At 61.4% G+C, this 23,988-nt stretch carries 23 protein-coding genes and 3 tRNA genes; 12 read left to right on the top strand and 14 right to left on the bottom strand.

Annotation, left to right across the window (positions count from 1 at the left end):
- Positions 1-26: 26 nt before the first annotated feature.
- Both ffh and ACGVKB_RS11820 read right to left on the bottom strand, forming a co-directional pair.
- Positions 27-1,496 carry a signal recognition particle protein gene (gene ffh, locus ACGVKB_RS11825; RefSeq protein ID WP_392351927.1) on the bottom strand — a complete coding sequence of 490 codons (1,470 nt, stop codon included), beginning with the start codon at positions 1,494-1,496 and terminating at the stop codon, positions 27-29.
- A 56-nt stretch (positions 1,497-1,552) separates the two neighbouring features.
- Positions 1,553-3,529: an ARC6/PARC6 family protein gene (locus ACGVKB_RS11820; protein ID WP_392351926.1), complete on the bottom strand. Its 1,977-nt coding sequence runs from the start codon at positions 3,527-3,529 to the stop codon at positions 1,553-1,555.
- Positions 3,530-3,630: 101 nt separating this feature from the next.
- On the opposite strand from ACGVKB_RS11820, the gene pdhA reads away from it, so the two are divergent.
- On the top strand, positions 3,631-4,719 hold the full coding sequence (pdhA, locus tag ACGVKB_RS11815) for a pyruvate dehydrogenase (acetyl-transferring) E1 component subunit alpha (protein WP_392351925.1): 1,089 nt from the start codon (positions 3,631-3,633) through the stop codon (positions 4,717-4,719).
- Positions 4,720-4,728: 9 nt separating this feature from the next.
- Here the strand turns inward: pdhA and ACGVKB_RS11810 are convergent, their stop codons facing one another.
- On the bottom strand, positions 4,729-5,670 hold the full coding sequence (locus tag ACGVKB_RS11810) for an RpoD/SigA family RNA polymerase sigma factor (protein WP_392351924.1): 942 nt from the start codon (positions 5,668-5,670) through the stop codon (positions 4,729-4,731).
- A 186-nt stretch (positions 5,671-5,856) separates the two neighbouring features.
- The gene (locus tag ACGVKB_RS11805; protein WP_392351923.1) at positions 5,857-7,389 is read right to left on the bottom strand and encodes an NAD(P)H-hydrate dehydratase; all 1,533 of its coding nucleotides are present in this window, start codon (positions 7,387-7,389) and stop codon (positions 5,857-5,859) included.
- A gap of 49 nt (positions 7,390-7,438) precedes the next feature.
- Between ACGVKB_RS11805 and mnmA the strand changes: the two genes are divergently transcribed.
- Positions 7,439-8,593, top strand: a complete 1,155-nt coding sequence (gene mnmA / locus ACGVKB_RS11800) for a tRNA 2-thiouridine(34) synthase MnmA (protein WP_392351939.1) — start codon at positions 7,439-7,441, stop codon at positions 8,591-8,593.
- On the opposite strand, the gene ACGVKB_RS11795 is transcribed toward mnmA, so the two are convergent.
- Entirely contained in the window at positions 8,578-9,993 is a 1,416-nt protein-coding gene (locus tag ACGVKB_RS11795) for an apolipoprotein N-acyltransferase (protein ID WP_392351922.1), read from the bottom strand. The two genes, mnmA and ACGVKB_RS11795, sit on opposite strands and share 16 nt — an antisense overlap.
- A 53-nt stretch (positions 9,994-10,046) precedes the next feature.
- Here ACGVKB_RS11795 and ACGVKB_RS11790 point away from each other — a divergent pair, with 53 nt between their 5' ends.
- From ACGVKB_RS11790 to sodX, 4 genes are read left to right on the top strand one after another with little or no spacing between them, the layout of a single operon-like run.
- On the top strand, positions 10,047-10,376 hold the full coding sequence (locus tag ACGVKB_RS11790; protein ID WP_392351921.1) for a phasin family protein: 330 nt from the start codon (positions 10,047-10,049) through the stop codon (positions 10,374-10,376).
- A gap of 51 nt (positions 10,377-10,427) precedes the next feature.
- Positions 10,428-11,033, top strand: a complete 606-nt coding sequence (locus ACGVKB_RS11785) for an FKBP-type peptidyl-prolyl cis-trans isomerase (protein WP_392351920.1) — start codon at positions 10,428-10,430, stop codon at positions 11,031-11,033.
- Positions 11,034-11,075: 42 nt separating this feature from the next.
- Positions 11,076-11,549, top strand: coding sequence for a superoxide dismutase, Ni (sodN, locus tag ACGVKB_RS11780; protein WP_392351919.1), 474 nt, complete (start codon positions 11,076-11,078; stop codon positions 11,547-11,549).
- A gap of 41 nt (positions 11,550-11,590) precedes the next feature.
- Positions 11,591-11,950 (top strand): nickel-type superoxide dismutase maturation protease, encoded by a 360-nt coding sequence (sodX, locus tag ACGVKB_RS11775; RefSeq protein WP_392351918.1) that lies wholly within the window; start codon positions 11,591-11,593, stop codon positions 11,948-11,950.
- On the opposite strand, the gene ACGVKB_RS11770 is transcribed toward sodX, so the two are convergent.
- From ACGVKB_RS11770 to ACGVKB_RS11745, 6 genes are all read right to left on the bottom strand, one after another.
- Positions 11,933-12,604, bottom strand: a complete 672-nt coding sequence (locus ACGVKB_RS11770; protein WP_392351917.1) for a hydantoin utilization protein A — start codon at positions 12,602-12,604, stop codon at positions 11,933-11,935. The genes sodX and ACGVKB_RS11770 overlap by 18 nt on opposite strands.
- A gap of 43 nt (positions 12,605-12,647) precedes the next feature.
- The gene (gene trpC / locus ACGVKB_RS11765) at positions 12,648-13,532 is read right to left on the bottom strand and encodes an indole-3-glycerol phosphate synthase TrpC (RefSeq protein WP_392351916.1); all 885 of its coding nucleotides are present in this window, start codon (positions 13,530-13,532) and stop codon (positions 12,648-12,650) included.
- Between the two features lie 47 nt (positions 13,533-13,579).
- Entirely contained in the window at positions 13,580-15,022 is a 1,443-nt protein-coding gene (gene lpdA, locus ACGVKB_RS11760; protein WP_392351915.1) for a dihydrolipoyl dehydrogenase, read from the bottom strand.
- Positions 15,019-15,879, bottom strand: a complete 861-nt coding sequence (locus ACGVKB_RS11755) for a TrmH family RNA methyltransferase (RefSeq protein ID WP_392351914.1) — start codon at positions 15,877-15,879, stop codon at positions 15,019-15,021. Before ACGVKB_RS11755 ends, lpdA begins: the two co-directional genes overlap by 4 nt.
- A gap of 13 nt (positions 15,880-15,892) precedes the next feature.
- Positions 15,893-16,141, bottom strand: a complete 249-nt coding sequence (locus tag ACGVKB_RS11750; protein WP_392351913.1) for a hypothetical protein — start codon at positions 16,139-16,141, stop codon at positions 15,893-15,895.
- 33 nt (positions 16,142-16,174) lie between these two features.
- A tRNA-Leu gene (locus ACGVKB_RS11745) sits at positions 16,175-16,258 on the bottom strand.
- 153 nt (positions 16,259-16,411) lie between these two features.
- Here ACGVKB_RS11745 and murA point away from each other — a divergent pair.
- The 5 genes from murA (at position 16,412) to ACGVKB_RS11720 (ending at position 20,822) form a co-directional block, all read left to right on the top strand.
- A complete protein-coding gene (murA, locus tag ACGVKB_RS11740) occupies positions 16,412-17,713 on the top strand; it encodes a UDP-N-acetylglucosamine 1-carboxyvinyltransferase (RefSeq protein ID WP_392351912.1) in 1,302 nt (433 codons plus the stop codon).
- 35 nt (positions 17,714-17,748) lie between these two features.
- Positions 17,749-17,831: transfer RNA gene (locus ACGVKB_RS11735), tRNA-Leu, on the top strand.
- Between the two features lie 13 nt (positions 17,832-17,844).
- Positions 17,845-19,023, top strand: a complete 1,179-nt coding sequence (locus ACGVKB_RS11730; protein WP_392351911.1) for an aspartate aminotransferase family protein — start codon at positions 17,845-17,847, stop codon at positions 19,021-19,023.
- Between the two features lie 7 nt (positions 19,024-19,030).
- Entirely contained in the window at positions 19,031-20,263 is a 1,233-nt protein-coding gene (locus ACGVKB_RS11725) for a bifunctional folylpolyglutamate synthase/dihydrofolate synthase (RefSeq protein WP_392351910.1), read from the top strand.
- Between the two features lie 70 nt (positions 20,264-20,333).
- Positions 20,334-20,822, top strand: coding sequence for a pentapeptide repeat-containing protein (locus tag ACGVKB_RS11720; protein ID WP_392351938.1), 489 nt, complete (start codon positions 20,334-20,336; stop codon positions 20,820-20,822).
- On the opposite strand, the gene ACGVKB_RS11715 is transcribed toward ACGVKB_RS11720, so the two are convergent.
- The 3 genes from ACGVKB_RS11715 to ACGVKB_RS11705 are packed head-to-tail and all read right to left on the bottom strand — an operon-like array spanning position 20,819 to position 23,884.
- Positions 20,819-22,168 (bottom strand): FAD-binding oxidoreductase, encoded by a 1,350-nt coding sequence (locus ACGVKB_RS11715; protein WP_392351937.1) that lies wholly within the window; start codon positions 22,166-22,168, stop codon positions 20,819-20,821. The two genes, ACGVKB_RS11720 and ACGVKB_RS11715, sit on opposite strands and share 4 nt — an antisense overlap.
- A gap of 28 nt (positions 22,169-22,196) precedes the next feature.
- Positions 22,197-23,393 (bottom strand): amidohydrolase family protein, encoded by a 1,197-nt coding sequence (locus ACGVKB_RS11710; protein ID WP_392351909.1) that lies wholly within the window; start codon positions 23,391-23,393, stop codon positions 22,197-22,199.
- 44 nt (positions 23,394-23,437) lie between these two features.
- Positions 23,438-23,884, bottom strand: a complete 447-nt coding sequence (locus ACGVKB_RS11705; RefSeq protein WP_392351908.1) for a DUF4359 domain-containing protein — start codon at positions 23,882-23,884, stop codon at positions 23,438-23,440.
- Between the two features lie 25 nt (positions 23,885-23,909).
- Between ACGVKB_RS11705 and ACGVKB_RS11700 the strand changes: the two genes are divergently transcribed.
- Positions 23,910-23,982 (top strand) — tRNA-His (locus tag ACGVKB_RS11700).
- The last annotated feature ends 6 nt before the right edge of the window (positions 23,983-23,988 follow it).

Genomic DNA, 23,988 nt, shown 5'->3' with positions numbered 1-23,988 from the left:
AACAACCACCATACCTGGCGGTGTGACTAGAGCTCTCCGAATCCCTTTCTCTTCTTGACGGGACGCTGACGTCGAGGAGGGGCACCACCACCACCGCGGGGCATCCCACCTGGCATGCCACCCATCCCGGGCATCCCAGGCATTCCGCCCATCCCAGGCATTCCGGGCATTCCAGGCATTCCGCCCATCCCGGGCATGCCACCACGGGACATCTGCTGCATAAAGCCGCGCATCTTCTGGAAATCAGCCAGCACTTTGTCGACCTCAGCAGCGCTATGACCGGAGCCAGAGGCAATGCGACGACGACGCGAAGGCTGAGACGCCAACAGCTCGGGCTGATTGCGTTCAGCCACTGTCATCGAGCCGATCATCGCCTCGATGCGCTTGAGCTGCTGCTCACCCTGCTGCAGCATCCCGTCGTCGATTTTGTTCATGCCGGGAATCATTTTCATCAGCCCTCCCAACGAACCCATGCGCTTGATCAAACGCATCTGCTGGAGGAAGTCTGAGAAATCGAAAGTGGCTTCCTGCAGCTTTTTCTGCATCTTCTCGACGTCGGCGAGCTCGACCTCCTTCTGAGCCTTCTCGACCAGCGTCAACACATCGCCCATGCCGAGGATCCGGCTGGCCATCCGCTCGGGATGGAACGGCTGAAGGGCTTCCACCTTTTCGCCGGTACCGATGAACTTGATCGGTTGACCGCTGACCTTGCGGATGGACAGCGCCGCACCACCCCGCGAATCACCGTCCAATTTGGTGAGAACGGCACCGGTGATGCCCACCTGGTCATGGAAGGCGCGGGTGAGCTCGGCCGCTTCCTGGCCGATCATCGAATCCACCACCAGCAGCACCTCATCCGGCTGCACAGCGGTGCGGATCCGCACCATTTCTTCCATCATGTCTTCGTCAATCTGAAGACGGCCGGCGGTGTCCACCAACAGGGTGTCGAAGCCCTCATCCCTGGCCTTGGCCAGACCCGCTGCAGCAATGTCCTCCGGCTTGGCCTGGGCACCAAGACTGAACACCTCAACGCCGATCTGACCACCCAGGGTCTTGAGCTGTTCAATCGCCGCGGGGCGATAGACATCGGCACCAACCATCAAGGCACGACGGCCCTGATCCTTGAGATGCAGTCCGAGTTTGGCGGTGGCTGTGGTTTTACCCGCACCCTGCAGACCGGCCATCAAGACGACGGTCGGAGCTTGATCGGCCTTGGCCAGAGGCGCGTTATCCCCGCCCATCACCTCCACCAGTTGTTCGTGGACAACCTGGATGAACTTCTGATCAGGATTAACGCCACGCACCACCTCAGCGCCGACAGCCTTCTCCCGCACATCGGCGACGAAGTCCTTCACCACCGGCAGGCTGACGTCAGCATCCAAAAGAGCCCGACGGACGTCCTTGAGGGCCGCATCGATGTTGGTATCGCTGATCTTGTCCTGGCCTCTCAGCCCCTTGACCGCATCTTCAAAGCGGGCTGACAGCTCGTCGAACATGGAGGCGTTGCTGAAAGTTCAGTGGGTTGATCGTAAAAGTGCCCTCTCCCGAAGGCTCAGCGATCTGCGATGTATTCGTGCAGCTTCCACTGCTGACCATCACGTCCGAAGACATAGCGGATGGTGAATGCGGTGGGAGCGGTCTGATCGACCACGTCACCATCCCCATCAATGGTTCGGTCCTTGTACTCAATTTGAGCCCGGATCTCAATGCGATTCGCAGCGGCACTCACCGGTTCAGCTGACGTGACCATGGCTTCGATCAACTGACGATGGCCGGCCGCTGCATCCTCCGCACGCTCATCGACCACGCGCTTCTGCAAACGCTCGCGGGCGATCTCGCTGAGATCCGCTGGATCACCAGACAACGCCAGTGCTTTGGCATCCAGCCAGGCCTGAACCATGGCCTGAAGCTGCTGGAGGCTGGGCTGATCGTCGGTTACCGGCGCAAAAGCCACTGGCGTCCGCAGCTCAGCCTTGAGAGGGGGCTTGACCGGAGGCGGAAGCTCAGAGGATGCGATCTGCTCACGCTCCGGTGCAGGGGGTTCGACATCCGTTTGCGAGGGTTCACCGGAACGCCATGGAGCGATCAGAACCAACGCAAGCCCGGCCACCACCAATGCACCACCACTGGCTTGCACCGTTCGCCGACTCAACCCGTCGCGGCCGCGCTCCAACCAACGTTGAACCGCCTCAGCCCAGCGTGGACTGAAGCCACTGTCCTGATCAGGGAGATCAAGGGGCGGATCCGCGGTGGCTTCAGCGGGGGTCCAGAGATCAGTCAACCCAAAGCCGACTTGATGAGGCTCAACGTCTTCAGAGCCACTGCGCCTCGAAGCCTGTCGATCCAGTCGGTCGACATAGGCCTGAACATCACGATCAGCAAACCATGCATCCAGATCAATGCCGGTGGCTTCGACATCGCGATATCCCGGCAGAACATCCCGCTCAAGCCAAGCCCGGCAGTACTCGCATTGAGCCGCGAGCTGATCCCCTTGATGGTTGGCGAACCAGTCCAGCAGTTCAGGGCTGCGCAGGTCTGAGAAATGTCGACTCGCCTCTGCCACGTTGCCCAGCAACAGATCGAGGCAACCGAGCATCGGCATCGGATCGAGATCAGGTGCCGACAGGGTGACCAGTCGGTCCCTCGCCTCCTCAAGGCGCTCCGGCTTGCGCCGTGAGAACCCTGCGGCCGTCAAGGCAAAAACAGAAAGGCAGCCCGCTTCCATGGACCCTTGATCGAACCAACGGCCGAACAGATCGATCTGCTCTTGAACCGTGAGAAAGCGCCGAATCTGCTTGAAAAATGGCTCAAAATCAGCCTGGGACAGTCCCGACGCTGCAGGACTGGCCTCGTCACCGCCCTCCAGGCCGCCGCGATCGACCACCAGCTTGTCGAGCAGCACCAGACCCTGTTGATGCGCGTCCTGTTCGGCAAGATCCCGACTCACCAGATCCAGAATCCGATAGGGCGTCAGCGCTTCAAGCTCCTGCTGAAGCTGGGACTGTTGATCAGGAAGTTTGCCCATCCTGATCTGCAGTTCGATCCCCTCCTTCAGCACATGGGCGGCGGTTTCGTAGCGGCGTTGGCGCTGTTCATCGATCGCAGCATCACGGCAAGCGAGGGCTGCCAGCAGGGTTAGATCCGCTTCCCTGCTGCTGCCGAGCGCTGGAGCCTGAGGCGGCTGCAAGGCCTGGCGAACCAAATGGAAGGTTTCGAGGGCAGCATGGGCTTCCCACAGCAGAATCAAGCCAGCCACTTCATGGCTCGGTGACAGATCCAAACCAACGGTGTCGCCTGGATGCGATTCGCTCAGCTCCAGCAACGTGGACTCGTAATCGCCTCGGCTGACGGGATCGACAAGGAGATCGGCGGAGCGCCGCAGCAATTCATCCCTTTGCCTGAGCACGTCGTGGGTGAATCCCTGGTCAGGGGGGGCATCAGCCCGGGCCTGAAGTTTGCGCAGAATCGCGTCAGGATTGGCAGACGGACTGACGCCCAACAGTCGGAAATGATCGATGGGCAGATCCACCAACACCACAAGCATTAGCTGCGAACTTTAGTCAGTGTCAGGGGTTTTGCCTAAGCCCTGTCCTTTGGCCCTTACAGTTAGACCCTGTAATGACGATGGTCATGGGTCAGGACCTGGCGGTCGAGTCCGCTCAACTGAGTTCAATGACCGGAGCTGGCCCTCACGCTGAGCGTCTGTCCAAGCTGGTCACGACCCAACGGGCAACCGTGACTCGGGACACCGGACTTGAGCTGTACCGAGATATGACCCTCGGTCGTCGCTTTGAAGACAAGTGCGCGGAGATGTACTACCGCGGCAAAATGTTTGGCTTCGTCCACCTGTACAACGGGCAGGAAGCGGTCAGCACCGGTGTGATCGGCGCAATGAAGCGCCAGCACGACTGGTTTTGCAGCACCTACCGCGACCACGTTCATGCCCTGAGCGCTGGCGTACCAGCCCGCGAGGTGATGAGTGAATTGTTCGGCAAAGCCACCGGGTGCAGCAAGGGTCGTGGCGGATCCATGCACCTGTTTTCAAAGGAGCATCACCTTCTCGGTGGCTTTGCCTTCATCGCCGAAGGCATTCCCGTGGCTCTGGGTTCTGCCTTCACCAGCCGCTACAAGCGCGATGCCCTAGGCGATGCCTCCAGCGATGCCGTGACGGCAGCCTTCTTCGGTGACGGCACCTGCAACAACGGGCAGTTTTTCGAGTGCCTGAACATGGCTCAACTCTGGACGCTGCCGATCATCTTTGTGGTCGAAAACAACAAGTGGGCCATCGGCATGGCCCACGATCGTGCCACCAGCGATCCAGAGATCTGGCGCAAGGCCAGTTCCTTCGGCATGGCCGGTGAAGAGGTCGACGGCATGGACGTTTTGGCAGTCCGTGCGGCTGCGGAACGAGCGGTGGCCCGGGCGCGTGCTGGCGAAGGGCCGACCCTGCTCGAATGCCTGACCTATCGCTTCCGCGGCCACTCCCTCGCCGACCCTGACGAACTGCGCGCCGAAGAGGAAAAACAGTTCTGGGCGAAACGCGATCCACTCAAGGCCCTGGAAAAGGACCTCACCGAGGCCGGCTTGACGTCCAGCGACGAACTCAGGGGGATTGAAAAGGAAATCAACGCCATCGTCGAAGATTGCGTTGATTTCGCCCTATCCGCACCCGAGCCCGATCCTTCGGAACTCACCCGTTACATCTGGGCGGAAGACTGAGCATCGCGCTCAGATTCCGCTGGGCAGGCGTCGGGTGAGATTGCGCAGTTTGCGTAGGGCCTTGAGCTCCACCTGACGCACTCGTTCACGGGACACCTCCATCAGGCGACCGATTTCAGCAAGGGTGTGACGTTCATTGCCCTCAAGGCCGAAACGGAGCCGAAGGACATGCTGCTCCTGTTCACTGAGGTGGCTCAGCCAACGTCCGAGTTGCTCGTGATAAATCCGCTGCTCAACCACGTCCAGGGGCTCATCGAGGCTGGAGTCGGCAATCAGATCACCAAGAAAGCTTCGACCTTCTTCGCCGTTGACGGGGGCGTCAAGGCTGCTGGTGGTTAAGGCCTGACGCAGGAGTGAATCGAGCTCCTCAAGCGGGATATCCATCGCTTCGGCGATCTCAACCCGGCTTGGCATCGCCCCGAGCTTGTGGGCAAGGTCAAGACTGACCTTGCGAATCGTGGTGAGGCGCTCGCTCAGATGAACAGGCAATCGGATGGTTCTGGACTGACAAGCGATTGCACGGGTCATGCTCTGGCGAATCCACCAGAAGGCGTAGGTCGAAAATTTGTAACCCCGGGTGGGGTCAAACTTTTCGACAGCCCGCTCAAGTCCGAGTGAACCTTCCTGAATCAGATCCAGAAGTTCGAGACCCTTTCCTTGATATTTCTTGGCAACACTGACAACTAGGCGCAGATTGGCCTTCATCATCCGCTCCTTGGCACGGCGTCCGATCCGGAGCATCCGACGATCCTTGGTCGTCAATGACGCTTCGTCGATTTCGCGGGAGCCATCTTCGGTGAACTGCATCATGGCTTGGACCTGATTGCCCAGTTCGATCTCCTCTGCAGGCGTCAGCAGAGGTATTCGCCCAATCGTGCTCAGGTACCAACTCACCGGATCACTGTTCCGCCGACGCTGGCTGTCGAGGGGCTTTGCTGCGGAGGAGACCATGGCACCCGTCGATCAAGGTGCAATGACTTTCTTATGGGCAATCGAAAATCCGAAGTGCTTTTAGCAACCTTTCAGATTTGAACGAGGAAATCGCAACATTAGAAAGTTGCCCTCAACAGATATTGGAATGCTGACATCTCGAAAGCCTTGTCAATGACAAGCAACATTCGACACAAATTGAAGTGATCAAATCTTAGTTTCAAAATATTGATCGCGCTTCAATAATTTTTGGGTAACGCAGGTCAGGTGCTCAGCAATGGCGCTGGCATGCCCTGCTTCTGAGCCTTGAGCGGCCGCTGCATGCAGGAGAGCCGCCGCCGCCAAAGCCGAGTGTCCCAAGGGCATCCCCGCAGATCTCGACAGAGCTCCCCATCCGGCAGCAAATCCTGCGAGAACATCCCCGAGGCCTGTCCGGGCAACACACGCGGAGGTTCCATCAAGAACCATTGGAGGACAGTGGGAATCTGCGATCACGGTGTGGGCTCCTTTGTAGAGGACGACCGTGCCGCTCAGTCGAGCCGCCTGTTGAGCCGCCATCAGCGTCGTGTCATGCACCAGGTCAGGGAACAAACGGCTGAATTCCGCCTGATGAGGGGTCAACCAGGTCGGGCCCGCTCGCTCCAACAGCCACCGCCAACCCCCTGGATCTGAAGCGAGCGCATTCAAGCCATCGGCATCCAAGACCAACAGACCGGAGAAGGCCTGCAACTGGTGCTTCCAGGCGTCCCAAACACGGCCATCTCCTCCCAAACCAGGCCCGAAGACCACAGCATCCAACCGATCCAGACAGCCTCCATCCGATCCAGCAAACGGAACCACCTCCGGATGCACCAACCACAGCTGCTTCGCCAAAACGGCAGGAAGCGCTGCCTGCACACTGCCGCAGCCACTGGCCAAGGCACCTTGTAAGCACAGACGCCCGGCACCGGGATACCCCTCACTGCCAGCGATCACAAGCAGCCTGCCGCGTTGATATTTCATCGCGATCCGCGATGGACGGGGAACCGGCAGCGAGGACAGATCCGACGCATCAAAACGCCTTGGCTGTCCAGCCGCCAAAGCCTGGATCTGCGCTTCAGCCAGACCGAGGTCGATGCGCTCCAAGGCACCGACAAACGGCAGCGCTGGATCCAAGCAAAGTCCCTGCTTGATCAGACCCACACAGAGCGTCAACCGCGCTGTCGCCGCCACAGCACCCAACGGACGTCCGCTGTCAGAACACAGCCCAGATGGCACATCAAGACTGACCAGCGCGTTGGGGCGCTTAGCGGCGCGCTCCGACAACAATCTTTCAAGGGCTGCAGGCAACGGGCGTGTTTGCCCAAGGCCGAACAAGGCATCGAGCCAGAGTTGTGGTCCCCGTGGATCCGGCTGTTCATCGCCGCACGCCACACCCAACCAGAGCAGGTGACGGAGGTGGGCCTCCGTCAGCGGTTTTCGGGACGCAAACGGACACCAGATCCGCACCGAAATCCCGCGGAGAAACAACTCCCTAGCCACCACCAGACCATCACCGCCGTTGTGGCCTGGCCCCGCCAACACCACAACCCCCGATTGCAGACCGTGGGGCTCCTGCAGCAAGCGTTGGCTCATCGCCTGACCCACCTTCTCCATCAGGGCTGCTTGCGGCAGACCGCTGGCAAAAAGCTGCTCTTCCAACCCCTGCATCTGGGCTGCATCCACCAGGAGGTGGTCAGGATCCACCGGAGGCCAGTTCACGACGATGTCGGCGGGATCTCACTATGGAAGCAACGCCAACTTGACGCCCATGGTCACCAGTGCATCACCCACCGCCGCCGGCAGGGCTGCCCTGGAGCGACTGCGCCAGTGGCCAGGAGACCACCGCGTCGCCGTCGGGCTCTCCGGCGGAGTGGACAGCTCACTCACAGCCGCCCTGCTGGTGGAAGCGGGCTGGCATGTGGAAGGCCTCACCCTTTGGCTGATGAGTGGTAAAGGGGCATGCTGCGCCGAAGGTCTGGTGGATGCAGCTGGCATCTGTGAGCAGCTGGGCATTGAGCACCACGTGGTGGACACCCGGGAGACCTTTCAGCAGGAAATCGTCGAACGACTGGTGACGGGCTATCGCGATGGCATCACACCGCTGCCCTGCTCGCAATGCAATCGTTCGGTCAAATTCGGGCCGATGGTGGCCTGGGCTGAACAAGAGCGTCAGCTCGAGCGCATCGCCACGGGGCACTACGCCCGCACCCGCCACGGCGGCCCCGATGGACGGAATCAATTGCTGCGTGGAGTGGATCGCAACAAAGACCAGAGCTATTTCCTCTACGACCTCCCACAAGCGGTTCTGGGACGCATCGTCTTCCCCCTCGGCGAACTGACCAAACCCGACACACGCCTGGAGGCCGCTCGCTTTGGCCTGCGCACCGCCGATAAACCGGAAAGTCAGGATCTCTGCCTCGCCGATCACTACGGATCGATGCGGGCTTTTCTCGACACGTTCTTACCCCCCCGCGATGGTGAGATCGCCCTGGCCGATGGCACCGTCGTTGGCACCCATGACGGCATTGAACATTTCACAATCGGCCAGCGCCGCGGCCTCGGAGTGGCCTGGAAAGAACCGCTGCATGTGATCCGTCTCGATGCGGCGATGAATCGCGTGATCGTGGCCCCGAGAGCCGATGCCGGCCGACGTCACTGCACCGTCGGGGCCGTCAACTGGGTGTCGATTGATCCACCCAGCTCAACCATGAAGGTTGAGGTTCAGGTCCGCTACCGAAGCGCACCCATCGCGGCCGAACTCACCCCAGTGGAGCCGACGGATGACGACCGTGCCAGGGAGCGTCCGCATCGCTGCCACTTGGTGTTTGCAGACGACCAGTTCTCAATTACCCCAGGCCAAGCCGCCGTGTTTTATGCAGGCGACACCGTCCTTGGTGGAGGCCTGATTCAACGGGAGGCCTGAACCCGCTCCAGCAGAAGTAGCAGAGGAACCATCAACAGCAACGGACCATCAGGCCAGCGGCTGTAGGGAGTGGTCTGCCCATGGAGCTGAACGGTGGCCTTGGCGACCCCCTCTCGCCCGGGAGGAAGCAGCTGTTCCATCGACCCATCGGACCGCACCAACGCCGTGGGACCTGTGTTGCCGACGGACACCAGATCGCGACCCGTTTCCAACGCCCGCAACTGGCTGAGCGCCAGGAACTGACGCTGCAGTTGCAGGGGATAGGGGTCGAGGTTGGCCAAGGTCAACAGCCATTGGGCGCCCTGGGCTGACGCCTCTGCCAGGGCATGCCCATCACTGATCTCGTAACAGATGGCCAAGGCGAACGAGGGCGTCACTCCATCGACCAGTCGAGATGGAGAACCGGGCTGAAGGCCACCCACAGCGGAGAGACCGGCCGTCAGGCCGGTGGGCAACCACTCGCCAATCGGCACCAGACGGTGTTTGTCCAACAGAGGCTGCGGTCGGGACGATCCGCCCGGCTGCAGCATCAGCAGACTGCTCCTGAGTTGGCCGCGAACCTGGCGGAAACCACCGCTCAATAACGGCGGTGACATGTCTGAAAGTCCAGTCCGCCATGCCGATGGCAGCGTTCCTTCAGGAGCAACCAGCCAGGACACATCGGCGGCGGCGGCCTTGTCCAGAGCCGCCTGCAAGGCCTCCGGGAATCGCCGTTGGCGCTCCACCGAAAACTTCTCCCGTGTGGGAATCGAGGGCTGCCAGAGCGCCAGGTCGAGCGATCCAACCTGAGGAACAGGCTGACTGAGCAACCACGCCCCCAGACCATGGCCGAGGGCCAAGGTCAGGACAGCCAACAACAGCTGACGCCTGACGATCAACCATGCCCAGATCAGCAGCAGCACCGTCAAGCCCCCGGCGCCAATCCATCGGGCCAGCGCCGCCAACCAGGGATCGATCGGAAGCACACTGCCACCGAGGCCGATCCAAAACAGCGGTGAGCCAGACAGCCACACCTCGGCACATCCCCACAACAACGCCAACAGCAACGCCTGGGCCAGCGGACGAACGCGCCCGTCCAGCCAGCGTCCTATCTGAGCCCAAACCATCAACAACCCAGCAGCCAACAGGCTGCAAATGAGCAGAAGACCAACCGCGATCGGAAGACTCAGCAGAGCAGGGACGCCCATCCAGGTCAGCGGATGCAAACCCAACAGCCAGCGGTGACTCACCAGCACGGCAAGACCGCCCCAGAGGGCCGCCAGACGGGGGCGACTGGACACGGTCCACAACAGGATCAGGCCAGGAATCAAGGTGAGAGGCCCGGCAGCCGCCGGAGCCAAACCAGCCAAGCCGCCACCGAGGAGCGCTCGCCAGAGGGGCGGCAGTCGGAGATCTCCCATGGTCAGTGGTTGGTGACCCCGGCATCCTGGCCACAGGCCGATGCCAACCCGACATGGACAGCGCGAATCCGATCCAACAACTCCTGTTGCGTGGCCTCGGTACAACCTCTCTTGTGGCAGAGCGACTGAAGGGGGTCAGCCAATCCTGGGTCAGCAGTGGGCGTCTTGACCCCAATCAGGCCTCGGCCTTGGTGGACGACGTCCTACGCGCCCTGCGCGGAGAAACACCGGAACTGGAAGTCCAAGCCGAGCGCAATCTGGAACGCAACCGCGACAACCTGCTGCAGGATTTGGGTGTGGCCAGCCAAAAGGAGCTGGATGAGCTGCGGGGGCGCATCGATCGCCTCGAACAACAGGTCCGCCAGCTCAATCGGGTGGACTGAAACCCAACAGGGCCACTTGGAGGGCAGAATTCAAGCCCCTGCGTGTGTTTCGTGCGCGACATCCTGATCAGCTCGAGCATCTGTGTGTTCTGCCTTCTCCTGGCTTTTGTGAGTCAGGTGGTGGCACCGTCGACGGTTGACGCCGCGCCTGCTCCCGCTGCCGTGGTGACCCGTGCTGCGGAACCTGCTCAGACGGCACAGCGCTCCAGCTTTGAGCTGGATCCAGCCGATCCCAACCCCACCCTTTTTGCCATGGCCCCCGACGCCAACCAAGCTGACGCCTCCGCTCTCGGCGGTCCCATCGAAGCCGCCGACACGCGTCTCACGGCCAGCGGCCTCAGCATCACCGACCTGACCGTCGGGGAAGGAGCGGAAGCCAATGCCGGCCAAACCGTCGTGGTTCATTACCGCGGGACTCTGGAAGACGGCACCCAGTTCGACGCCAGCTACGACCGGGGCACCCCATTCAGCTTCCCCCTTGGAGCCGGCCGCGTGATCAAAGGTTGGGACGAAGGCGTCCAGGGCATGAAGATTGGCGGCAAGCGCAAGCTGATCATTCCGTCTGACCTCGCCTATGGCAGCCGCGGTGCCGGTGGGGTGATCCCTCCCAACGCCACGCTGATTTTTGAAGTCGAACTGCTCGACGTGAAGAAGTGACCCGCAGTTAGGCTCAACGCACGCCAACTTCTGTTGATTCCGATGCTGCGCTCGGCTCTTAATGCTTTCGTCAGGTCCCTTCCCGCCACTGTGGCGGAAGCCCACTGCGATGGCCCCTGCGGCGTCTACGACCCCGCCTCCGCCCGTGTTGCGGCTGAGGCGGTTCTGTCGATGACCAAGAAGCTGAAGGCCATGGAGGCCCCGGCTGCCGGTGATGCTGCCGCTCTGGCTGCCTACAACAACACCTTCGGTCGCTATGTCGCGATCAAAGAAGAGGAAGCTCAGAAGACCAAGAAGGAATTGCTGATCCTCTGGACCGACTACTTCAAGCCTGAGCATCTGGCCACCTTCCCCGACCTCCACGACACGTTCTGGAAAGCCGCCAAGCTCTGCAGCGCTTGCAAGGTGAACATCGATCAAGCCAAAGCAGAAGAGCTGATGGCTGCCGTCGAAAAGATCCATGGCATGTTCTGGCAATCCAAGGGTCGTAATGACGCCTGGGTGACCGCCTCCTGAATCTGAGCACTCACAACGCACCCATTGCAGCAGCAGGTTTCTTGGACCTGCTGCTGTTTTTTTGTGGCCGTCGACTGCTGATTGAAGTGAAGGGAGAATCGATGCGACCCACCCTCCAAGCGGGTGACCGGGTGCTCGTTCGGCCGCTGACCAGCGCAAGCCCGGACGTGGAGCCTGGAGTCGTGGTGGTGAGCTGGCACCCCACAAACAAGGAAATACGCCTGATCAAACGGCTCCGCAGAAGGGATGCTTCAGGTCTGTGGTTGGAAGGCGACAATCCGGATCAGAGCACTGATAGCCGCCAACTTGGGTTGATCCCCAAGACCTGTCTCATCGGCGTCGTGGTGGGAAAGATTGCGCTGAATCCGCCAGACGAGACGCTGTCAGAACACAGCAGGTGAGGTCTTGTGCAACCAGATCGCACCGGTAACGATCGAGAGTGCCCCCGCAGAACCCACCAGGACAGGCAACAGACGCGCACCACTGCGGACGGTGAGAAAAGACACCACCACCACAACGGCAGTCATCGCACCGATGGAGCCCAGCAGATAAGCCCCCACGTAGCCCATGGCTTCATGGGGAGGGAGCGCCAAAGCCGGCAGAACCGCCAACAAATGACTGGCTCCGGCCAGACCATGCAGCAAGCCAAGACCTGAGGCCGTATGCAGGTGACGACGGTGGTTGCTTTGACCACGCACATGGAGGTGAAGGTGCTGGTGCGTGGACGTCGCCACATCGTGGCGGTGTTCATGGGTGTGCAACTCAAGACCGAAGGCCGTGCGAATCGCCAGCGCTCCGACCACGAGCAGAGCAACACCCACCAGGAACTCAGCCCAGGACGACATTGCCTCCACGTGGGCAAGATCCTTAAGGCCGATCGCAACCAGGGCTAAAACCACTACCCCAGCGGAATGACCAGCCCCCCATGCCAAGCCTGAACGCATGGCCGCCACAGGCTGACGCAGCGAGAACGGTGCCATCGCAACCAAGTGGTCAGCACCTCCCACAACATGCACGGCTCCGGCAGCAAAGCCGGTGAGGAGGCTGATCAGCACAATGGCTCCAGCAAAGACATCGATTCTGCAGGACAGCCACGACTCATGGCTTGATCAGGGTCTGGAGTGCTGTCTTGACATCCGTTTGACGCATGAGGGCTTCACCCACAAGCACCGCACCCGCTCCGGCAGAGGCAACGCGATCAAGGTCCTGACGCTGGAACAGACCCGATTCGCTGACCAACAGAGCCTTCTGATCGCGGAGACGATCGGCGAACTCAGCCATCAGCCGTTCCGTGGTGGCTAGATCGGTCTCAAACGTGGTGAGATCACGGTTGTTGATCCCGATCAGAGGAAAACCACCAATGCTGAGGACGCGCTCCAATTCAGCGGCATCGTGGACTTCCACCAAGACGCACAAGCCAAGGGCCGCCGCCGCTTTGTTGAGATAACGCAAGTCCTGGTCGGACAAGATGGCAGCAATGAGCAGCACCGCATCGGCCCCAGCCGCCCTGGCTTGGAACAGCTGATAGGGACTGAGGATGAATTCCTTGCAAAGCAGGGGCAGCGCGACGGCCTCCCGCACCGCAATCAAGACATCGAATCCACCTTGGAAAAACGTCTTATCGGTGAGCACCGACAGGCAGCTAGCGCCACCATCGGCGTAGGCCGTGGCAATGGCCACCGGATCGAAATCCTCACGGATCACTCCCTTGCTGGGGCTGGCTTTCTTCACCTCAGCGATCACGGCGGGCTGGACCGCCGCCCCTTGAAGAGCCTGAAGGAAATCACGCGTCGGAGGCAGCGAGCTGATCTGCTGCTTCAAGGTCTCCAGGGGCACCTTCTGACGGGCGACCTCGACCTCGCGGTCCTTTTCCCAGACAATCTTTTCAAGAATGTTGCGCGGTTCGGATTCGTCATGGGGAACCGCGTATTCAAGGTGCGCTACGCGAACCTTGGGATTCGGTGGACGACGACGGATCTCCATCAAAAGCAAACGAAAGGGATAAACGTGATCAGAACAGCCAGCAGGCGTCAGGCCACAAGCTGTGCAGCGGCCTGTTTGTAAGCCACTTCGACGACCTCGCTGAGGGTCGGATGGGTGTGAACTTCGGTGGAGAGTTGCTGAACGGTCTGACGGCGCGCCACGGCGTTGGCCACCTCCTGGATCAGATCGGCGGCATGGAGGCCGTAGATGTGCGCACCGAGAACCTCGCCGCTGGTCTTGTTGAACAGCAACTTCATCAGACCATCACTGTCCAGCTCAGCCAGAGCCTTGGAGTTGGCCTTGAAGTAGCTGCGCACACTTCCCAGCTGAAAACCCTCGCTCTCCGCGAGTTGTTTGGCATCCGCCTCGGTCAGTCCCACGGAACTGATCTCAGGATGGGTGAAGGTGGCTGCAGGAATGCTGCGGTAGTCGATCGTCCTGGCGTGCCCAAGAATGTTGTCGACCGCCACCGTGCCTTGAGCAGCAGCGGTATGGGCGAGCATCAACTTGCCGGTGACATCACCGACGGCCCAAAGATGTGGAACGGGCTGACCATTCACCAGCACTCGCATCGCATCGTCGATCGGTACAAAACCACGGTTGAGTTCCACACCGAGCGCTTCCAGGTTCAATCCCTTGCTGCTGGGAACACGGCCCGTGGCCACCAGCACCGCATCCACTTCAAGGGTTTCGACCAACTCACGGCTGCTGAAATCCGCCAGTTCGATCTGGACGGGGCAACCAGGGGTGACCTTGCGTGCCAGCAGGCCGGAGCGCGCATCGATGTCGCGACCATCAATGAGATGACGGCGGGCAATTTTGGTGATGTCCGGGTCAAACGTGGGCATCACCCGATCGAGGGCCTCGATCATCGTGACCTCACAACCGAGGGCCGTGTAGACGTCGGCGAATTCCAGGCCGATGTAGCCACTGCCGATGATCGCGATCCAGCGGGGTAACCACTCCAGGTTGATCGCCTCATCGCTGGTAAACACGGTGCGACCATCGGTTTCGATGCCGGGAGGCACGAACGGATCGGAGCCGGTGGCCAGAATGACGTCCTTCGCTGACAGGACACGATCCACACCACTGGGTTCGCGCAAACCGACCTTCTGAGCTCCTTCGACGCGACCGACGCCCCTGAGGATCGTCACACCAGCTCGCTCCAATGACTTGGTGAGGTTGGTGCGGATGGTTTGAACCAGCTGATTGGCATGATCCGCAATCTTCTGGCGCTCAAAACGCACTGGAGCCGCATGAATGCCAAAGCTGGCGAGGTGCTTGTCGTCGGCGAGTTCACGCACCTTGCCGCTGGCCGCCAAGAGGGCCTTCGACGGCACACATCCCCGGTTGACGCAGGTGCCACCCATGTCTCGGGATTCGATGATCGCCGTCCTGAGCCCATGCTCCGCCGCATGTTTGGCGGCATCAAACCCTCCATAGCCGGCACCGATGACGATGACGTCGAAGTCGAAGCTGGCGTCGCTCACCCGAACTGCTGCGATGTGGCGGTCATTGTCGCCCTTCGACGTTCCAAGAGGAGAGGAACCGAGGCTGCAGCCACATTCAAGGACTCAACGTTGCAGCTGTGCGGCAGGGTGACGGCATGGGTACAGCAGGCCTGAAGGCTGGGATGGAGACCCGCTCCCTCGGTCCCGAGAACCAGGGCGGTCGGCCTGGTCCAATCGAGCTCCCAATAGGGCATGGGCTGCAGCGGGCCCTGGGCCTCTGGAACCAGGGTGGCCACCACCTGAACACCTGCTGTGGCCAGAGCCTTGAGCTCAGGCACCAGCTGATCGATACCGTCCTGCTCCGCTGGACCGAACCGACGATGGGGCAAACGCAGCATGGCCCCCGCCGAGGCCCGCAAGACCTTGGGACTCAGCGGATCGGCACCGGATGCCAGAAGAACCGTTTGCACATCTGCGGCCAGTGCTGTCCGCAGCAGTGAACCCAAGTTGCCGGGATCCTGGAGCCGATCCAACACAAGCAGAAAATCAGCGGATCGATCGCAATCCGGAAGGATGTCGACGGAGACCACGGCGGCCACACCATCGGGGTTAACCGTTGTCAGTGCTGCCTTGAGCACCTCATCAGAGACCGGCTGGACGGATGCTTGCCGCGGCAAACCATCCAACAAATCACCATGGCGGCTCAGCCAAGATTCAGTGGCAAACAGCTCGATGGCCCCGGAATCGACAGCCAAGACCTCCTGAAGGAGATGGGTTCCTTCGAGCAGGAGTTTTCCCTCCTCCAGACGCCCCTGTCGTGTTGACAACTGACGCAAACGCCGAACCAGTGGATTGCGGCGACTGCTGATCAGGGCACGGTCTGAAACGGATCGCATCGCGGCGGCTGAATCAGAAACTGGTTTTTTTACGCACCTTCAATCCATCATGCAGAGACAGCTGATCTCCGCTGAGGTCGACCCCCTGAACAGCTGCGATTTCGCCTTTGATGCCCTCTGCCGCGAGATTTTCGACGAGTTTTTTAATGACCTGATCTTCAACCGCGTTGTGATCGATTGAATCAGGGGTCAGGAGCTCTAAAAATCGCCCGACCTTCGAGGCCACAACTTCAGAGGCATTGGAAATCTGGAGGACGATCATGGCGACTCAGTCAACCTGTCGTCGATAAACTAATGCGGATGGGGAGACTTGAACTCCCACGATGTTGCCACCACTAGTACCTGAAACTAGCGCGTCTACCAATTCCGCCACATCCGCTGGCGTGCCGCTCAAGCGACGGATAAAACATACGCCATCGCGATCACCAGGATCGAGTCAAATGGCCTTGAATCAATCCAGTTTCAGGGCCGGCCGTCTAGACGGTCTCATCCACACTTGGCAGACTGCGTCAACAAAGCCTGACAGAGGGACATGGTGGTGGCTGCGGCTGCGTCTCAAGAGATTCTCAAGCCGCATCTGGCCATCGATGGGGGCCATTCTCTTCGTGGTGAGATTCGTGTCAGTGGCGCCAAAAATTCGGCTCTGGTGCTGATGACAGCAGCCCTGCTGACGGAGGAGCCGGTCGAGTTGTGCAATGTGCCAGCCCTGACAGACATCGCCGGGATGTGTTCCATCCTCGAGTCCTTGGGCATGCGCGTGAGCCGACGCGACGATCGCATCACCCTGACCGCTGACGCCCTCAATGGAACAGAGCCTCCCTACGAATTAGTCAACAGCCTCAGGGCGAGCTTCTTCAGCATCGGCCCTCTTCTGGGGCGCCTGGGCCATGCCCGTGTCCCACTGCCAGGTGGCTGCCGAATCGGCGCTCGGCCTGTGGTTGAACACATTCGAGGACTCAAGGCACTGGGTGCTGTGGTGGATGTCCGCCACGGGATCGTCACGGCCTCGATTCCAGGTCGGCGGAACAGACTCAACGGTGCCCAGATCGTTCTGGACTGCCCCAGTGTCGGAGCCACCGAAACAATTCTGATGGCGGCTGTTCTCGCCGATGGTGTGTCCACGATCGAAAACGCAGCCCAGGAGCCCGAGGTTCAGGACCTCGCCAACCTCCTCAACAGCATGGGCGCCAAAATCAGCGGTGCCGGTGGTCCACTGATCACCATCGAAGGGGTGGCCCAGCTGCATGGCTGCCGGAATTACCCGGTGATCCCGGATCGCATCGAAGCGGGAACCTTTTTGATGGCCGCAGCCATCACCCGGTCGACCCTGCACGTGACCCCCGTGATCCCGGAGCACCTCAGCGCTGTTCTGCAAAAGCTCCGTGACTGCGGTTGTGTCCTCGAGGTCAACGGTGACGGTCTCACGATCACACCAGGTGACATCCAGGCTGTGGACATCACCACCCAGCCCTTTCCAGGCTTCCCCACTGACTTGCAAGCCCCATTCATGGCGTTGATGGCCACGGCCAAGGGGACCAGCGTGATCAGCGAGAAGATCTACGAAAACAGAATGCAGCACGTCGGTGAACTTCAACGGATGGGAGCATCCATTCGTCTCGAAGGCAGCACCGCCATTGTTGAAGGTGTTCCGTTCCTTGGCAGTGCTCCTGTCACAGGCAGCGATCTCCGTGCCTCTGCCGCCATGGTTTTGGCTGGTCTGTCAGCCAACGGAACCACCCAGGTCTCTGGCCTGAAACACCTCGATCGCGGCTACGACAACATCGAAGCCAAACTGACGAGGTGTGGTGCCCGCATTAACCGTCACAACGGCTGAACAAGGGGGGCATCAGTCCATACAATCGGAACCGCGGGAGCCTGGCGGAATTGGTAGACGCAGCTGACTCAAAATCAGCCGGCCACTGGTCTTGGGGGTTCAAGTCCCCCGGCTCCCATCCCTCCGCAGTCATGGGAACCTATGCAAGGTTCCCGATCACCCTGGTCAAAGGACAGGGTTGCTGGGTCGTTGACGACACCGGCAAGCGCTATCTCGACAGCGTGGCAGGCATCGCAACCTGCACCCTGGGCCACAGCCATCCAGCGCTCCGCAGGGCACTCAAGCGTCAGCTGCGCACCTTGCAGCACGTTTCCAATCTCTATCGGATTCCGGAACAGGAAGAACTCGCCCATTGGCTGGCCACCAACAGTTGTGCCAGCAGCGTTTTCTTTTGCAATTCAGGGGCTGAGGCCAACGAAGCGGCCATCAAGCTGGCTCGAAAACACGGCCATACCCGCCGCAACATCGAGCGACCCATCATCCTCACCGCAGCCTCGAGCTTTCATGGCCGAACCCTGGCGGCGGTGACGGCGACCGGTCAGCCGAAATATCACCAGGGCTTTGAGCCCCTGGTCGAAGGCTTTGATTACTTCCCATACAACGATCTCCAGGCCTTTGAAGCACTGCTCGAGCGCCATGAGGCCAACGGGCCAGCCGTGGCTGCCGTCCTCATTGAACCTCTGCAGGGTGAAGGTGGCGTCAACCCAGGTGATCGAACCTTCTTCAAGCGCGTTCGCGAGCTCTGCAGCGAGCGCAACATCCTTCTGATCCTGGACGAAGTGCAGGTGGGCATGGGCCGCAGCGGTTGCCTCTGGGGATACCAGCAACTGGGAATCGAACCCGACGCCTTCACCCTCGCCAAAGGCCTTGGTGGTGGCCATGCCATCGGCGCCTTGCTGGTTCAGCAGCATGCCGATGTCTTCCAGCCCGGTGACCACGCCAGCACGTTCGGGGGCAACCCCTTTGCCTGCCGTGCCGGCCTCACGGTCGCCAAAGAACTGGAACGCCGTCACTTGCTCGAGAACGTCCAAGCTCGGGGGGAACAACTCCAGGCCGGACTGAAGCAACTGATCACGACCTACCCGGAGCTGCTGAAGGAGGTCCGGGGCTGGGGTCTGCTTCAGGGTGTGGTGCTTCAGGACAACGCCAAGGTCAATGCCGCCCAACTGGCCGCCAAGGCTCTGGATCACAACCTGCTCGTTGTCGCCGCCGGGCCCTCTGTGTTGCGCATGGTGCCTCCACTGGTCATCAACTCACGCGAAATCCAAATTCTGTTGAAGCGCCTCGAGACCACGCTGGCCCACTGCTGACATCACGATGGCCTCCGACGCCCTCGCTGATCTGCTGCCCCGTTTTGACCAGAGGGGGATGGACCTCGGCCTGGAGCGGATGCATCGGGCCATGGCCGAGCTGGGATGGCCGGCGCGCCAACGGCCTGCCATTCAGGTCGCTGGAACCAACGGGAAAGGTTCGATCTGCAGCTTCATCGCTGCGGCCCTGGAGAGAACGGCGATCAAAACCGGACTCACAACCTCTCCCCATTTGGTGAGCTGGTGTGAGCGGATCCGCGTGGGTGCGGACCTGATCCAGCTCACGGAGCTGCGGCAGCTGTTGATCGATCAGGCTGCCCTGCATCAGCGGCATCAGCTCACCCCCTTCGAACAACTGCTGATGGCCGCCTTCAGCCATTTCGAGCACGTTGATGTTGATCTGCTGGTTCTCGAAGTCGGATTGGGCGGTCGATTGGATGCAACCACGGCCTATCCCTGGCGGCCGGTGATTGCCTTCGGGTCCATCGGCCTGGATCACAGGGAACACTTGGGCCCCTCCCTGGAAGCGATCACACGGGAAAAGGCTGCCGTCATCAATCCAGGGGCAACCGTCATCAGCGCAGCCCAAGAACCTGCCGTTGCAGCCATCCTCGAAGCCACCTGCCAGGACAGAAACGCCACGTTGCAGTGGGTCGAACCACTCGCCGACACCTGGGCGCTGGGCTTGGCCGGAGCATGGCAGCGCCGCAATGCCGCCGTTGCCCTCGCAGCGCTGCAGGCCCTCATTCCGCTGGGATTTGCAGTGCCCTCGGAGGCGATTCGCACCGGATTCGCGCGGGTGCGCTGGCCAGGACGCCTGCAACGGGCCCGCTGGAACGGCCATCCGGTACGGCTGGATGGTGCCCACAACCCCCCCGCCGCACGGGAGCTCGCGCAAGAGCTGAGGCCGGAGCAGGACAGCACCGCCCAGCCACATTCTCAGTGCTGGATCCTGGCCATTCAGGCCCACAAACAAGCCATCGAGATGCTTGAGCTTCTGCTGGACCCAGCTGATGAGGCCTGGATTGTGCCCGTGCCAGACCACAACAGTTGGCGTGCCGAGGCCCTGATTGCTCAACGTCCAGCTTGGAGCGGCCAACTCCATGCCGCGGCCAGTGCCGAGGATGCACTGAATGCGATCGCACAACGGGGACGCTGGCCCGAACCAGAACCCCTCATCGCGGGGTCCCTCTATTTGATCGGTGACCTACTCGGCCGAGGACTGGTCGCGGCAGAGTGATGATCTGATCCAATGCCGACCGCCGATGACTCAGCACGCGATCGCCCAACGACTGCTGGCTTGCCTTCTGATGGCCATGGCTTGGATGGCCCTGCCGGCCCAAGCTTTGGACACCAGTGCCGGCGTCGGACTCCAGGACCGCGCCCTGTTTCAGGACAAGGTGGATTACACCCTGACCAATCAGAGCAACGGCGACTTTCATGGCCAGGATCTCGCCAACACCTCCTTCGCCGGTGCCGTTGGCCGCGGAGCTGATTTCCGAGATGCCGTTCTGCACGGCGCAATCATGACCCAAGGGGCATTCGCCGATGCGGATTTTCGCGGTGCTGACCTCTCCGATGCCCTGATGGACCGAGCTGACTTCGCCGGCACCGATCTTCGCGATGCCGTTCTCACCGGGGTCATCGCATCCGGCAGCAGCTTTGCCAATGCCCAGATTGAAGGCGCTGATTTCAGTGATGCGCTGCTTGATCGGGACGACCAACGACGGCTCTGTCGTGAAGCCGAGGGTTTCAACCCGACCACAGGAGTCTCCACGGCCGACAGCCTCGGTTGCTAGGTCCGCTCGATCCAGCCCCGGAGCTTTCCTGGATTCAGTAAGCCGTTGGGATCAAACCGCCGCTTCGCGGCCACTTGATCCGCATCGATCACCCCCAGGCCACCGTCCTCGACGGTGAGCACATGGGGATTGAACACAACGGCCCCAAGCTCACGGCAATCCTGCATCAAGGCATTGAGTTGTTCGTTCCCGTGCCAGCGCACCAAGGGCAGCGCTGCAATCCGTGGTGCGCCCTGCTGGCGCACCACTTCGAGATGCCAGAGCAGACATCCTGACCAACGCTCCCGAAGCGCCTGCATGGCGGGCAACTCCGGTTGCGGCAACAACATCTGCAGATAGGTCCAGCTGGCGTCCTTGGCGCGGGCATGCAGGGTCGTGTGGTTCCAGCTGAGCTCCCGCAAGCTGTGACCCGCCGTGAGGTCCTCCGGACCCAGGTCATGGCAGATGGCTCCAGCGTCCTCCGCCAACCGCTGAAGACTGCCGACTCCGTCGGGAGCGACAAGCAACAGCAGCCGATGACGATGGCTGCACGGCCCGCTCCAGGTGGGCAGCAGAGAGAGGAGCTGATCCTCCACCAAAGTGGCTAGGTGCAGCGTGATTGCGCTCTGCGAACAGCGTTGCAGCAACGCAACCGCCTGATCCCAGTGCTGACAGTCGATGCTGAGTTGATGCCAGCGAACGGCCGGGGCGGTCGCCAATTGCAGCGCCGTGATGATTCCATTGGTGCCGTAGGCATGGTTCAACGGCTCTGCGTCCCGCTGATCCAGCCAGATCCGTTGCGGAGACTGGGCCATGGCCAGGACCTCCAACCCCAGCAAATGGCCTGGATCCCGCAGAAACCCCCATCGAATCGAGCCGATTCCCCCGGAGCCACCCGCAATGAAGCCGCCGATGGTTGCACTCCGCCAGGTGCTGGGCAGCAGCCGCAGCTCCCGACCATGGCGACGGAGCTCCTGATCGAGATCACGCATGGGACAACCCGGTTCCACCGTGACGACACCCGTTGCGGGGTCAAGCCTCCGGATGGCCCGCAACGCCGAGGTCAACATCACCACACCCCCCTGCAGGGGGACGCACTGGCCATAGTTGCCACTGCCCGCTCCACGCACCGTCAGAGGAAGGCCGAGCTCGGCAGCGGCACTGACGACCCGTTCCACCGCCTCTACCCCCAGGGGCCGAACCACCAGATCCGCTTGACAGTCACGCAACTGCTCACTCAGCACGGGTGAGTAGTCGAAATAATCCCGCGATAAACGCGCGCGCTCATCCGGAGCGTGCAGCAGCTCGATGTCTGAGTGACCCTCCAGCCGCTGTCGCAAGGCCTCAACAAGCTCCTGACGACCCATGACGCGCTCCCCGAACCTCAGCATCGGTCTAACGGCTGGTGGCCGGCCACCAACGACCGGCAACCAACACCCGGCGCTGCGGCCGGCGCAGAACGTCGGACCAATCCGTGGCCTCGAGCACGAGCAAATCGGCTGGAGCACCGGCTTCGAGCAGGCCTGTCCAGGTCAATCCCATCGCAAGCGCCGGCGCCGACGTGAACGGCGCCAGACCCAGCCGTTCCCATGGGGCAAGCTGCGTGAGGGGCAGAGCAGCGGCCATGAGCGACAGCGGATCCAGATCCCCGGCGGGGAACCAGGGGTCCGCGACGTTATCGGCTCCAACGGCCACCGTGACCCCAGCCCGTTGGAGGGCTCGAATCGGCGCCAAAGGCTTCAGCATCGGCGTCTGATCGGCCTGACGCCCCAGCAACCAGCCATTGGTCAAGGGCAGCGCCACCACCGAAATCCCGTGGTACGCGATGCGTTCAGCAATGCGCCGCTGGGCATCGACGGGAGCCAAACCAAGGCTGCTGCAATGGCTGCAGGTGATCGGAACAGCGCAGGACTGCTGATCCAAAACCGCCAGCAGCTGTCGCAAACCAGCAGCGGGTTGAACCCCGGCTTCATCGATATGCAGATCGATGCCACAGCCGACGCGCTCCGCGAGATCCAACAGGACCTTGATCTGATCGCGCACGCCCCCGGCATGGAAGGGCGGCACCAGAACCCCCCCCAGCAATCCCCCGACGCGTGCCACCTCCTGGGCCAAGTCACGCCCGGGCTCACGACACCAGTGGTCCAAAGGGGCCAGGGCCACCAACTGCAGCTCAAGACGGTCGCGCCAGCGGGAACGAAGATCCGACAAAGCGGTCCAGCTCGCCTCGGCCCCGGGACCCACGCTGTCGATGTGACTGCGCAGGGCCCTGAGCCCATGGCCACAGGCCAGGTGCAAGGCCCTCTCGCCTCGCGCCCGCACACCCTCCACCGTTCGGGATTGGTGCTCCTGAAGATTCGCGGCCAGAGCACCGTCGTAGGTCCCGCTGAAATTCGGTGCCTCCGCCCAAGTGAAGGCTTTATCGAGATGCACGTGGGGATCGGCGAGCCGTGGCAGCACCAAACACGTCGGCTTGGGCTCAGCATCAGCCAGCAGCCTGGGCTCAAGCAGGCAGCCCTGCTCCCAGGTCAGTTCTACGGCCACAAGACCGTCGGCGCGGGTCGGCTGACCGGCCCAGCGCTTCAGCTGCATCAGACCCCGCGGAACCCAAGCCTGCAGGACCGCTTCAGTCGATCTCACTGCAATGCCCCGTCGTCCGTCGTCACCCGTAGCGGAACGAACTGACCGGCCACTCCCAGGGTGAGGACATCGACTTTCGGAAGCATGACGCCCGGCAGCAGCTGCTGACCACCGATCGAGAGGTGAAACAGGCTGCCGACCCCAAAGTTCCAGCGGGTTGTGAACCGACCGGCCAGCGTTGCCAATGTTTGGCGCTGGGTGGCAATCAACTGAGGGCAGTCCCTCAACACGAGCTGCAGCAGCATGGGCATCGCGCCTTGCTCACAGAATTCAGCGCTGGCCAGCTCAACCAGGTGTGATCCAGCGTGGTCTTCGTAGTCCCGCAGTGAGGGGTTGCTCAAGGCCAGAGCCCCCCCCGTACAGCCGATGAGTCCAAGGCTCAGAAGGACACCTGCAGGCGGTCGAGGCCACCTCTGAGGCCGGGTCATTGTGGGCCATGTCATCAATTGGTAGATTCTCTCTGACGCGGCGGGCGTCGCCAAGTGGTTAAGGCAGCGGCTTGTGGCGCCGCTATTCGGGGGTTCGAATCCCCTCGCTCGCCCTCAAC

The sequence above is a fragment of the Parasynechococcus sp. genome (genome assembly GCF_042954325.1).
In the GTDB taxonomy this organism is placed as follows: Bacteria; Cyanobacteriota; Cyanobacteriia; order PCC-6307; family Cyanobiaceae; genus Parasynechococcus.
This window is presented reverse-complemented; position numbering and strand designations above follow the sequence as displayed.